The sequence below is a fragment of the Vogesella oryzagri genome (assembly GCF_040148885.1).
GTDB lineage: Bacteria > Pseudomonadota > Gammaproteobacteria > Burkholderiales > Chromobacteriaceae > Vogesella > Vogesella oryzagri.
In genome coordinates this window covers 243,522-256,145 of record NZ_JBEFLD010000003.1, presented here as the reverse complement: position 1 = coordinate 256,145, position 12,624 = coordinate 243,522, and the positions used below count along the sequence as shown (strand labels likewise).

Below are 12,624 nucleotides of genomic sequence, written 5' to 3'. Positions count from 1 at the left end.
TGCCGGCAGCTATGCTTTTTATTGAGCCCCCAGTAAGCGCGCCCCCCGCCGCCACAGGTGGCGGAGACGCCGACAGGCTTTACCGGGCCGCCCCGGCATGCGATAACAAGGCACCCTGATCGCAGACCATCGCCCGACGATCACGGCATGGGCAACAACAGACAGCGCCGTTCATGCCCCAAGCGTTTGAGTTGATTACCTAACAGTTCCTTATCCAAATCTCACTGGTGAAAAATCGCCATGGATAATTCAGAAGTCAATCTCAAACTGAGCCACAGCAAGCCCCGCAGCTATATCCGGCGCTCCATCTACCTGTTGTTGCTGCTACTGCTTGGACTGCTCATCTACCTGCTGCTGGATGAACTGAAAACCTCCCGGCTGCAGGCACATTATTTTTCCCAGATTGCCCACGACGCCAGATTTGAAACCAAGCCGGGCACCAGCAAGGCCATTCGCTTCCCGAGCAACAACGGCCCTTACGATCTGCGCCTGGGTTATGCCGGCATGCCGCGCTTTCTGCAGCGACTGGATGCCCGTGGCTACGCCATCAGCAGCCAGGCAGTACAGACTGCCGGCATGACTGGGCTGGCCGATCACGGCCTGACTGCCCCGCTGCTGCCACTGGGGCTGTTCCTGCCCTACCGCGAAAAAGACCAGGCCGGCCTGACGCTGTATGACGGCTACGGCCAGCCTATCTACCAGTCGCGCTACCCGCAGCGCGTCTATCCGGATTTTGACGCACTGCCCCCGCTGCTGATCAGCGGCCTGCTGTACATCGAAAACCACACCCTGCTGGATCAGGAAAACCCGCTGCGCAACCCGGCGGTGGAATGGTCGCGCTTCAGCAAGGCGCTGGTCGACAAGAGCATCCATTTATTGAACTCCGGCTATCGCCCGGCCGGCGCCAGCACCTTGGCGACCCAGATCGAGAAATACCGCCATTCGCCCGATGGCCGCACCGGCTCGGACCAGGAAAAACTGCGCCAGATGCTGTCGGCCTCGGTGCGCGCCTATCTCAACGGTGAAGACACCACCGCCGCCAGACACCAGCTGGTGCTGGCCTACCTCAACACCGTACCGTTGGCCGCACGCGCCGGCTTTGGCGAAATCTCCGGCATCGGCGATGGCATGTGGGCGTGGTACGGACGCTCTTTCGAGCAGGTGAACCAGGCATTGGGCGGCAACTCGTCCACCCCGGCGGCCGAGCGCGCCACGGTGTTCAAGGAAGCCCTCAGCCTGATGATTTCGCAGCGCAGCCCGTCCACCTTTCTCAACGGCGACATGAAGGTACTGGAGGCGATGACCGACGCCTACCTTCGGCTGATGGCCAAAGACAAGGTGATCACCGCCGAGCTGCGCGATGCCGCGCTGAAAGTCTCGCTGCGGCAGCAACGGGAGCGGGTACGCCTGCCCAGCGTGGCACCAATCAAGCAAAAAGGCGCCAATGCAGTGCGCATCAAGCTAGCCGGCCTGCTGGGCGTGCCGCGCATGTATGACCTGGACCACCTGGACCTGAGCGCCAGCAGCACGCTGGACTTCAAACTGCAGCAGGCTGTCACCGCCGAGCTGATCAAGCTGCGCGATCCGGATTACGCCAAAGCGGCCAACCTTTACGACGAACACCTGCTGCAGCAAGGCTCGCCGCAGGGCGTGACCTACAGCTTCACCCTGATCGAACGCACCGCCGACGGCAACAAGGTGCGGGTGCAGGCCGATAACTTCGACCAGCCATTCGACATCAACGAAGGCGCCAAGCTGGACCTGGGCTCCACCGCCAAGCTGCGCACACTGGTGACCTATCTGGGCGTGATCCACGAACTGCACCAGCGCTATGCCGCAATGAGCAGCGAACAGTTGGCCGCCATCAAGTTCAGCGGCAAGGAGCCACTGCTGCAGCGCTGGGCCATCGACTACCTGCAACAGACACCAGACCATGATCTGACCGCCATGCTGGAGACCTCGCTGCTGCGCACCTACTCCGCCAGCCCGGGCGAAAGCTTCTTCACCGGCGGCGGGCTGCACACCTTCAACAACTTCGACAAGAACGACGACAGCAAGATACTGACCGTGCGCGAGGCCACCCGCCGCTCCGTCAACCTGGTCTACATCCGGCTGATGCGCGACATCGTCCGCTACTACATGGCCCCGGCCACGGACGCCCCGCCGGACGAAGCCAACGATGACGCCGCGCGCAGGGCCTACCTGCAGCGCTTTGCCGACCGCGAGGGCCGCACCTTCCTTGCCGGCTTCTACAACAAGTATCGCCACAAGACCCTGGCGGAAATCGACAACCTGCTGGTAGAGCGCGCACGGCAGAGCCCCAGAAAGCTGGCGGTGATCTTCCGCAGCGTGCAACCGGAGGCCAGCCTGGAACAGTTCAGCGCGTTTCTGGAGCGCCAGCTGCAAGCCACCAAGAAACCGGACCCACAAGCCGTGGCCAAGCTGTATGCAGAGTTTGCGCCAGGCCGCTTCAATCTGGCCGACCGCGGCTATCTGGCCAATGTGCACCCGCTGGAACTGTGGCTGGTGACCTACCTGCACAGCCACCCGAACGCAGGCTGGTCCGAGCTGGTCGGCGCCAGCACCCAGCAGCGGCAAGAGGTGTACCAGTGGCTGCTCAACAGCAAGAACAAGGCTGGCCAGGCATCGCGCATCAGCGAGATGAAGGAAATAGACGCCTTCAAGCAGATACACAAGACCTGGCGGCAGCTTGGCTACCCGTTTGATACGCTGGTGCCCTCCTACGCCTCCTCGCTGGGCGCCTCTGCCGACCGCCCGGCGTCGCTGGCCGAGCTGATGGGCATTCTGTCCAACGACGGCATGCGGCTGCCAACCGCCTATCTCGACAAGCTGCACTTTGCGGCCAACACCCCGTACGAAACCACGCTGACTCAAGTGCCGGCCAAGGGGGTACAGGTGCTACCGCCGGAGATTCCGCAGGTGGTACGCAAGCTACTGTCCGAGGTGGTGGACCAGGGCACCGCCCGCCGCGTCTCCGGCGCCTTCGACCTGCCGGACGGCACGCATATTCTGGTGGGCGGCAAGACCGGCACCGGCGACAACCGCTTCAAGGTGTTTGCCAAGGGCGGCGCGCTGATGTCCGAACGAGTGGTCAGCCGCTCCGGGGCGTTTGTGTTCTACATTGGCGAGCGCTACTTCGGCACTCTGGTAGCGTATGTGGCCGGCCCGCAGGCGGCCGATTACAAGTTCACCAGCGCGCTGCCGGTGCAGATTCTGAAGGTACTGGCCCCCACCCTGAAACAGCGACTGACGCTGAGCAACCGCCCCAGCCCCGCACCGGCGGTGAGCCCGCCCGCCCCCCGTGCCGCCTTCCGGAAACTGCCGGGCTTTGCCATCGGCTAAGCCCGGCAGCGGCAGGTCTGCCCCGTGCCGGCGGCCCAAAGGTTGGCCGCACCCCCTTGCCCCCGACAGCCAGCAACGCACCGCACCGCCGCACGCAACACGCGCCGGCGCCATCACGTCGCGCAGTGCCGCACTATAGTGAGGGAGCCGCCTCAGGGCCGGCGCCTGTCGTTTTCTGGCTCACCCCGGGCCGGTCGGCAGCAGTCCGGGCCCGCTTATCGGCCAGCATTCCCGCGCCGCCCGCCGCCGCGGTTGCGCCGGTGCGGCAGACAGGAAGACACCATGCGCAATGCACTTGCCAATCACCGCGCCAACCTGGCCACCATAGCTACCTGGGCCATGTTCAGCCGTGGCCTGGCGCCGGAGTTCTCGGTGGCCGTCAACAAGCAGCTGGGGCAGATCACGGGGCCGGCCGTGGCCGACGACAGCAGCATTCGCGACCTTACCGGGCTGCTGTGGTGCTCGATCGACAACGATGACTCGCGCGACCTGGATCAGCTCACGGCGATCGAATGCCAGGCACGCGGCGCAACACGGGTGTTTGTGGCGGTGGCCGACGTGGATGCACTGGTGACCAGAGATAGCGCCATTGACGAGCATGCCCGCCTGAATACCACCACGGTCTACACCTCGGCGCGCATCTTTCCCATGCTGCCGGAACGGCTATCTACCGACCTGACATCGCTGAACGTCAACGAGAACCGGCTGGCGCTGGTGAATGAGATGGCCTTTTCCGGCGATGGCATCCTGGCGCACTCGACCCTGTACCGGGCGATGGTCAGAAACAAGGCGCAGCTGGCCTATGACGCGGTATCGGCGTGGATCGAGGGCGAAGGCGAGCTGCCGGAGGCGGCCCACGGCATTGCCGGCCTGCCGGCCGCCTTGCGCATGCAGGATGAGCTGGCGCAGAAACTGCGCGTCCTGCGCCGGGCGCAGGGCTCGCTGGAGTTTGAAACCTTTCAACCCAAGGCCCTGTTCCAGGGCGACCGCATTGCGGAAATCCGCCAGCAGCCGCAAAACCGCGCCCGCCAGCTGATCGAAGAGCTGATGATCGCCACCAATGGCTGCACCGCCCGCTTTCTGGCCGAACAGGGCAGCGCCTCCCTGCGCCGGGTGGTGCGTTCCCCCGAGCGCTGGCAGCGCATTGTGGAGGTGGCGCACGACTATGGCGTCAGCCTGCCCAAGCAGCCGGACAGCACCGCACTGGAAGCCTTTCTTGCCCGCCAGCACAAGGCCGACCCGCTGCGCTTTCCCGATTTGTCGCTGGTGATCGTGAAGCTGATGGGGTCCGGCGAATACGTCGTCGAGCGCCCGCACGCGCTGCCGATCGGCCACTTTGGCCTGGCGGTGCAGGATTACATGCATTCCACCGCGCCCAACCGCCGCTATCCAGACCTGATCACCCTACGCCTGATCAAGGCGGCGCTGGCCGGCCACCCGCCGCCCTACAGCAACGAGGAGCTGGAAGAACTGGCCAGCCATTGCACCACGCAAGAGGATGCCGCCAAAAAAGTGGAGCGCCAGCTGCGCAAATCCGAAGCCGCCCTGCTGCTGCACTCACGCATCGGGCAGAAATTCGACGCGGTGGTCACCGGCCTGAGCGACAGCGGCAGCTGGGTACGCATTTTCGACCCGCCTGCCGAAGGCCGCCTGAAAGGCGAATTGCCGGCGCTGAAAGTGGGCCAGCTGTTGCGGGTACAACTGGTGTCCACCTCGGTGGAACGCGGCTTCATCGACTTCGTGCTGCCGCACCAGGCATCGCACTAGCCCACCGTGGCCGCCCGGCGGCGGCAGGACAAAAGCGGCGCCTTGCCCTGCAGCCTGCACTGGCAAAGTCGCCCCCGGCTGGCCATAGTGAAACAAGTGCCTGCCCTCCTCCAACCCGCCATTAACCTGGCATCAACAGGTAACCGTGATGCCCGCGCCATCGACTGATGCAATCCCCCCCGCAACGGCGGCCGCCCCCACCACCGTGGAGTTTCCCGTCGGCTGGTCGGTGGAATCGCGGCTGCGGCTGGCCGACTCCCTGTTCAACAACAGCAGCGTCGGCATCTGCGTCACCGATACCGCGGAACATATCGTGGATGTGAATCCCGCCCTGTGCCAGCTGACCGGCTTTGGCCGCCAGGCGCTGCTGGGCAAGACACCGCGGGTGTTCAGCTCACAGCTGCACGACAAGGCATTTTTCGGGCACATCAAGCAGGCACTGGCGACCAACGGCCAATGGCAGGGCGAGGTGTGGAACCGTCACCGCAATGGCGAGCTGTACGCCATCCGGCTGGATATTGCCGCCGTGTACGACCAGCAGCAGACCATCACCCACTATGTGGGCATCATGGTGGACATCACCCAGCGCAAGTTGCAGATGCAGGCGCTGGAAAAAAGCGCCCACTTCGACACCTTGACCGGCCTGCCCAATCGCCTGCTGTTCAGCGACCGCCTGCACCAGGCCCTGGCGCAGGCGGACCGCACCGGCACCATGCTCGCCATCTGCTATCTGGACCTGGACAGCTTCAAGGAAATCAACGACCTGCATGGCCACCCGGCCGGCGACACGGTACTGCGCGAGGTCGCCAGCCGCATGGCCGCCGCCATCCGCACCGGCGACACCGTGGCACGGCTGGGGGGCGACGAGTTCATCGTCCTGCTCTGGGGGCTGGAGCAGCAGATGGAATGCCACCACATGCTGGATCGGCTGCTGCAAGCGGTGCGGCGGCCGATCCCGCTGGCGCAAGGCAGCGTACTGCCTGCGCTCAGCATTGGTGTCGCGCTGTACCCGGTGGATGCTGCCGCACCCGACGTGCTGCTGGCACTGGCCGACGCCGCGATGTATCGCTCGAAAACCGCGGGCGGCAACCGCATTACCTACCACGAAGAATGACGCCCGGCGGTCAGGACGTGGCCGCCGGCCACAGGAGCAACGCCATGATTTTTACCTTTCACTCGCAGGCAGCAGGCAATCTGCTGATGTTTCGCAGCGATGCGGAAAACGTGCTGAGCTTGCTGGGCAAGGACATTCGCCAGAGCAAGGGCGTGATTTCGGTTGATGAGATGCCGGCCGCCATCGCAACACTGCAGGCGGCCATCCGGCAGGATCAGGCCCGGCCACCGGCCGCGCCCCAACCCCGCGCGCCACAGGCGGACGGCAAAGACGAAGCGGCAGACCAAGACACGGCAACGGAGCCAGAGCGGCCGGTCGCGTTTTACCAGCGCGCCCAGCCCTTGCTGGAGATGATGCAACTCTCGCTGCGCGAGGACAAAGCCATTACCTGGGGAGTGTGAAGCAGCGCACCACGTTGGCCGCAGCCGGCCGGCCCCGCTAGGCGCGCCGGCCGGCAAGTTCGCCCGCGCCGGACAACGCTGGCGAACCCACGGCCACTTACTGGTAATCCACCCACACCCCGCCTTGGTCGGCGGAGCGCACGCAGTTTTCCACCCAGCGCACGCCTTCCACCCCGGCATGGATGTCCGGGTAGTGGATGGCGGCCAGCGCCGCCTGGTCGTCACGGTCGCTGGCCGCCATTGCCAGCGCAAAGCGGTAGTACAGATTGGACCACGCCTCGAACAGCCCTTCCGGGTGGCCGCCGCCGATGCGGTCGTCGTGCAGCGCGGCCGGGTGCAGGTAGTCCATGCCGCGCTCCAGCACCTGCGCCGGCTGGCCCTGGACTTCAAAGCTCAGCTGGTTGGGGCGCTCGTCCCACCATTCCAGGCTGGCTTTCGAGCCGATGACGCGAATCTTCTGGCCGTGCATGGAGCCGGCGTTCACCGCGCTGGACCACACGAAGCCCATCGCGCCGCCGTGGTACTGCATCAGGGTGAAGGCGTTGTCTTCCAGCGGTGCGCGGCTGGCGACAAAGCTCTGCCGGCTGCACATCAGCTTCTGCACCTTGAGCTCCGGCAGCATCACTTCCGACAGGTACAGCGGGTGGGTGCCGACATCGCCCAGCACATAGCTGGGGCCGGCCAGTTTCGGGTCGACGCGCCAGCGGGTGGCCGGGTTGGCCTCCTCCACCGCCGCGCTGTGGAAGCCGTGGGCAAACTGCATGTTGACGATGCGGATGTCGCCCAGCTCGCCGGCGGCGATCATCTGCCGCGCCTGCTCGATCAGCTGGTGGCCGGCGTAGCCGTAGGTGACGCCAACGATCCTGCCGCGGGCTGCGGCCAACCTTTGCAGCTCTTCGGCCTCGGCGGTGGTGAAGCACAGCGGCTTCTCGCACACCACGTGCAGCCCGGCCAGCAGCGCCGCCTTGCAGATGGCGAAGTGGGTGCCGTTGGGGGTGGCGATGGACACCGCCTGGATGCCGTCGGCGCGTTTGGCCTCTTCGGCGAACAGCGTCTGGTAGTCAGCGTAGCAACGCGCCGGGTCCACGCCCAGGCTGGCGCCGAAATCGCGGCCGCGCTGCGGGTCGATATCGAAGGCGCCGGCCACCAGCTGGAACACGTTGTCGCGCAGCGCGGCGCTGCGGTGGATGTAGCCGATCTGGCTGCCCTGGCCGCCGCCGACCATCGCCCAGCGGATCGGTGCGGCGGTGAGTTTGGTGCCGTTGATCATGTCTCTGTCTCCTTTGTCTGCGGCCAATCTTGCGCCGTGGCACGGCGGCTGGCCGCTTGTGATGTCAAATATCAGTTAAAGCCGGCCTGTTGCAGGTACTGCAGGCTGGCGGTCACGTCGCGCAGGCTGGTAGCGGCGTTGCGCGGGTCGCGTTCCTGTTCGATGGTGATGTAGCCGTGGTAGCCGATGTCATCCAGCAGCCGGCGTATCGCCGGGTAGTCGATCACCCCCTTGCCGATCGGGCACATCACCCCCTGGGCGCAGGCGTCGAAAAACGCGATGTGCTGCTGCATTACCTGCTGGTACACCGCCAGGTCGATGTCCTTGAAGTGGATGTAGTCCAGCCGGCTGGCGTGCTGGCGCAGCCACTGCGCCGGATCCATGCCGGAGTAGTACAGATGGCCGGTATCCAGGCACAGCCCGGCCTCGGCGTAGGGAATGTCGGCCAGTATCTGCAGGATCTCGTCGGCAAACTCGATATAGCCGCCGGCATGCGGGTGGATCACGGTGCGCACGCCGAACTCGACTTGCGCCACCGCGGCGATCTGGCGGATGTGCGCCACCATGCGCTGCCAGTCCTGCTGGCTCAGGCGCGGCGCGCGCTCGCTGTGGCCGGCCTGGAAGTCGCGCTCCGGGTGGCCCCAGTCCATCACCACCAGATAGGGGGCGGCAAAGTGCTGGCCATCGGCCTGCGGCGGGCGCGGCAGGCGGGTGATCAGGCGGCAGATGTCGCGAGTCTGCTGCAGCAGGCTGTCCAGGTTGGCCGCAGCCACCAGGTCGTCGAAGATGGTGCCGGCCACGATATGCAGCTGGTGGCGGTGCAGCGCATTGCCCACCAGTTCCACGTCCAACGGAATGTAGCCGTAGGGGCCTAGCTCGATCCCTTTGTAGCCGGCCTGCGCGGCCTCTTCCAGCACCCGCTGCCACGGCGGCAGGTGCGGGTTGTTCACATCGTCCACGCCCCAGCAGCAGGGGGCGCTGGCAATCTTGATGCTCATGATGTCTCCTTGTTTTGGGCAAAGCGGGGCCGACCCCGTGGCAGCCTCATGGTGGCCGCGGGGTGGCTTGATAGGTTGTGGGGGCGGCGTGGCTTAGCGTTGGTACTTGGTCAGGTAGCGCTGGATCTCTTGGCGCATGAAGCGCGACGATTCGTCGGCGCGTTCTTCCCAGGCGAACACGCAGGACGACAGCACGCCGTCGAAACCGCTGTCGGCCAGGGTGGCGAAGAACAGGTCCCAGTCGATCTCGCCCTGGCCGATGTCCAGGTGCTGGTGCACGCGGATGTGGCTGGAGCCGGGCGGGTTGACGATGTAGCGCAGCTGCGAGCTGGCCTTGTGGTTGAAGGTGTCGGCCACGCGCACGTGGGCCAGCACCGGCGCGGCTTCGCGCAGCATGGCGGCCATGTCGTCGCCGTAGTAGAAGGTGTGCGGCGCGATGTAGGACAGCTTGACGTTGTCCGAACCGAGCACGCGCACGATGTCCAGCGCCGGGGCCAGCGTTTCCACCCAGTCTTCCGGGTGCGGCTCCACCGACAGGGTGATGCCTTCGCGTTCGAAGATCGGCACTAGCTCCTCCATCGAGCGCCACCAGGCGGCCTCGCACATTTCGCGGGTGTTGGCGCCGGCGCCCTGGCCGACGGAGCGCTCCGGCGAGGCACCACGACCGAACTCGGAGATCATCAGCTGGCAGCCCATTTCCACCGCCACTTCGATGGCTTTCTTCCAGCACTTCATCGCCCACTGCCGTTCGTCCTCGAACGGGCTGGCCCAGCGGTACATCGGTTGCAGGGTGGCGAGGCCGACGCCATGCTCGCGCAGCGCGCGCTTGAACTCGGCGATGCGGCCGGCGTGGGCACGTGGCATCACCCACCAGTCGAGGAAGTCGGCGCGCGGCGACAGCTCGATCTGGTCGTAGCCCAGCTCGGCGGTTTTCTGCACCAGCGCCGGCAGGCTGAGGTGGCGGTGCATATAGGGGTCGAGTGCAATTTTCATGTGCGGTCTCCTGTCGTGGTCGCGCGGTGCCGGCCGGGCGGTGGCAAGCGGCTGCGCGCTGATTGTTTTGATAGTTTTATTGATATGCAACGGCTTCCATCGCATGCTCGAAGCCCGTTACAATCCAGTTTAACCAGCAGATTTTTATTGACAATACGGCGCCGCCATCCGGTATCGCCATCTATCAATCATCGATTGATATGAATTGATAGAACTATCAAAAAAGGACAGACGATGACGGATCCGACCATGCTGGATGTGGCAAAACTGGCCGGGGTCGGCGTGGCCACGGTGGATCGCGTCATCAACAAGCGCGCCAGCGTGCGGCCGGAGACGGCGCAACGGGTGCTGGCCGCGGCCGAGCAGCTGGGCTTTCGCCGCACCGGGCTGATCCGCCACCGCATCGACGAACAGCAGGCCGGGCCGCGGCTGGGCTTCATCCTGCAAAAGCGCAGCACCTATTTCTACCGCGAGCTGGGGCTGGCCATCGAGCAGGCGGTCGGCAGCCAGGGCAAGGCGGTGATCGACTACCTGGACGAGCTGACGCCGCAACACATCGTGGCGCGGTTGCAGGAGATGGCGCGCAAGGTGGACGCCATCGCGCTGGTGGCGGCCGACCATCCGCAGGTCAATCAGGCCATCGACATGCTGGCGGTGCAGGGCACGCCGGTATTCGCGCTGGTGTCGGAGCTGAGCGCGGAAGCCTGCGCCGGCTATGTCGGGCTGGACAACCGCAAGGTTGGCCGCAGCGCAGCGTGGACGATATCGCGCCTGGCGCCACGGCCAGGCAAGGTGGGGCTGATTCTGGGCAGCCACCGCTACCTGTGCCAGGAGCAGTGCGAGATCAGCTTTCGCGCCTACCTGCGCGAATACGCGCCCGGCTTTCAGGTGCTGGAAACGCTGACCAGCCTGGAGGACATTCATCTGGCGCAGGCGGCGACGCTGGAGCTGCTGGATCGCCACCCGGATCTGGCCGGCATCTACGTGGCCGGCGGCGGCATCGAAGGCGTGCTGGAAGCACTGCGGGAACAGCGCCCGGCCGGGCTGGTTACCGTCTGCCACGACCTGACCGACATCACCCGCCAGGCGCTGAACGACGATCTGGTCAGCATGGTGCTGTCGCACCCGCTGGAGTGGCTGTCGGCGCGGCTGGTGGACAGCATGAGCAGCGTGTTGCGTGACAAGCCGGCACGCGGGCCGACCCAGACCATCCTGCCGTTCACCACCTACACCGCGGCCAACGTATAGCCGCCCCGGCGCCGCAAGCGCGCGCGCCGGCCTTGATCTGCCCCCTCCTCCCCGTCACCAGCGCCGAAGCCGCCACGGCGGCCAACCGCCTTGGTCGCCGCCCCCTCCCCCGCACAGTCGCCGCGTCGGCAATATCGTGGCCACTGCCTGCCGGCGAAATAAAACCAGCCAGTATATTCACCACGCAGCCACGGCATAAACAATAAAAACCGAAAACCTTAGCAATAATTCAAATATCAATCTGGCAGCCATTAACTGCCATGCCTTATTTAAATTGATACCAATTTTATTCGACCCCCAGAATAACCATATCCGCCGGTACTTATAACAAGCGGCATTAACATTAGCAGCCGCCATAAATAAGCTTAGCCGGATAAATCACAAGTTATTGCATTGAAATAATTTTTCGCTACCGGTAGATTTTTTACGTCACCGCCAATTAATCAGGTAGCGCAAAATGTCTTATTTACTTTCCCTGCTGGAAAAAAGCCCGATTCCCGATGGCAAGACCGCCGTCGATGCCCTGCGCCACAGCGTAAAACTGGCGCAGCGGGCGGAAGAGCTGGGCTACCACCGCTTCTGGCTGGCCGAGCACCACGGCAATGCGCAATTGGCCAGCGCCGCGCCGGAAATCGTCGCCGCCCATGTGCTGGCCAAGACCTCGCTGCTCCGCGTCGGCACCGGCGGCGTGATGCTGCAGCACTACAGCCCGTACAAGGTGGCCGAGGTGTTCCGCCAGTTGGCCGCATTGGCGCCGGGGCGGGTGGATGCCGGCGTGGGCAAGGCCCCGGGCGGGCTGCCGCTGAGCACCCGCGCGCTGCAGCGGCGCCATGCCGGGGCGAGCGATTTCGAGCCGCTGCTGGCCGAGCTGGATGGTTTCCTGCGCGACGAGCTGGCCACCGGCCACCCGCTGGCCGGCGCCGTGGCCACCCCGGTGGTGAGCAGCGCACCGCAACGCATCCTGCTGGGCGGCAGCCCGGACAGCGCGGCGCTGGCCGCCAAGTACGGCTGGGACTTCACCTTCGCCGGCCATTTCAACGGCGATGCGGCCAACCTGCAGGCCACGCTGGATACCTACCGCCAGGCCAGCGGCAAAACCGCCGCACTGGCGCTGTACGCCTTTGCCGCCGCCAGCCGCGCCGAAGCCGAGGCGCAGGTGGGGCAACTGCGCATCTTCAAGCTGCACCCGGAAAGCGGCCAGGCGGTGAACCTGCCGTCACTGGCCGCCGCCGAGCAGTACGCGCGCCAGGCCGGCATCCGCAGCTACCGCATCGAAGAACTCAGCCCGCACGTGATCACCGGCAACGGCGAAGACGTGCGCCGCCAGCTGGACGCGCTGCATCAGCGCTACGGCATCCACGAATTCATCATCGACAACCCGGTGGCCGATTTTGCCCGCCGCCTGACCTCCATCGAGCTGATCGCCGGCGCCGATATCGCCGTCGCAGCCTGACCCCATCGCAAGGAGAA

General features: G+C 65.2%; 9 protein-coding genes. 6 read left to right on the top strand and 3 right to left on the bottom strand.

Features of this window, described 5'->3' with window-relative positions:
• Positions 1–240: 240 nt before the first annotated feature.
• The 4 genes from ABNW52_RS06470 (at position 241) to ABNW52_RS06455 (ending at position 6,645) form a co-directional block, all read left to right on the top strand.
• Positions 241–3,363, top strand: a complete 3,123-nt coding sequence (locus ABNW52_RS06470) for a transglycosylase domain-containing protein (RefSeq protein WP_349585582.1) — start codon at positions 241–243, stop codon at positions 3,361–3,363.
• Positions 3,364–3,645: 282 nt separating this feature from the next.
• Positions 3,646–5,130: an RNB domain-containing ribonuclease gene (locus ABNW52_RS06465; protein WP_349585580.1), complete on the top strand. Its 1,485-nt coding sequence runs from the start codon at positions 3,646–3,648 to the stop codon at positions 5,128–5,130.
• 148 nt (positions 5,131–5,278) lie between these two features.
• On the top strand, positions 5,279–6,244 hold the full coding sequence (locus ABNW52_RS06460; RefSeq protein WP_349585579.1) for a sensor domain-containing diguanylate cyclase: 966 nt from the start codon (positions 5,279–5,281) through the stop codon (positions 6,242–6,244).
• Positions 6,245–6,288: 44 nt separating this feature from the next.
• The gene (locus ABNW52_RS06455; RefSeq protein WP_349585577.1) at positions 6,289–6,645 is read left to right on the top strand and encodes a DUF1840 domain-containing protein; all 357 of its coding nucleotides are present in this window, start codon (positions 6,289–6,291) and stop codon (positions 6,643–6,645) included.
• 97 nt (positions 6,646–6,742) lie between these two features.
• On the opposite strand, the gene ABNW52_RS06450 is transcribed toward ABNW52_RS06455, so the two are convergent.
• The 3 genes from ABNW52_RS06450 to ABNW52_RS06440 all read right to left on the bottom strand — a co-directional run bounded on the left by ABNW52_RS06450 (position 6,743) and on the right by ABNW52_RS06440 (position 9,906).
• Complete coding sequence (locus ABNW52_RS06450) at positions 6,743–7,915, bottom strand: Gfo/Idh/MocA family protein (RefSeq protein WP_349585575.1); 1,173 nt, start codon at positions 7,913–7,915, stop codon at positions 6,743–6,745.
• Between the two features lie 71 nt (positions 7,916–7,986).
• Positions 7,987–8,913, bottom strand: coding sequence for a sugar phosphate isomerase/epimerase family protein (locus ABNW52_RS06445; RefSeq protein ID WP_349585574.1), 927 nt, complete (start codon positions 8,911–8,913; stop codon positions 7,987–7,989).
• 93 nt (positions 8,914–9,006) lie between these two features.
• On the bottom strand, positions 9,007–9,906 hold the full coding sequence (locus tag ABNW52_RS06440) for a sugar phosphate isomerase/epimerase family protein (protein WP_349585572.1): 900 nt from the start codon (positions 9,904–9,906) through the stop codon (positions 9,007–9,009).
• A gap of 234 nt (positions 9,907–10,140) precedes the next feature.
• On the opposite strand from ABNW52_RS06440, the gene ABNW52_RS06435 reads away from it, so the two are divergent.
• Together ABNW52_RS06435 and ABNW52_RS06430 are read left to right on the top strand one after the other, a co-directional pair.
• Positions 10,141–11,154 carry a LacI family DNA-binding transcriptional regulator gene (locus ABNW52_RS06435; RefSeq protein WP_349585570.1) on the top strand — a complete coding sequence of 338 codons (1,014 nt, stop codon included), beginning with the start codon at positions 10,141–10,143 and terminating at the stop codon, positions 11,152–11,154.
• Between the two features lie 457 nt (positions 11,155–11,611).
• Positions 11,612–12,607 carry an MsnO8 family LLM class oxidoreductase gene (locus tag ABNW52_RS06430; protein ID WP_349585568.1) on the top strand — a complete coding sequence of 332 codons (996 nt, stop codon included), beginning with the start codon at positions 11,612–11,614 and terminating at the stop codon, positions 12,605–12,607.
• Positions 12,608–12,624 lie beyond the last annotated feature (17 nt).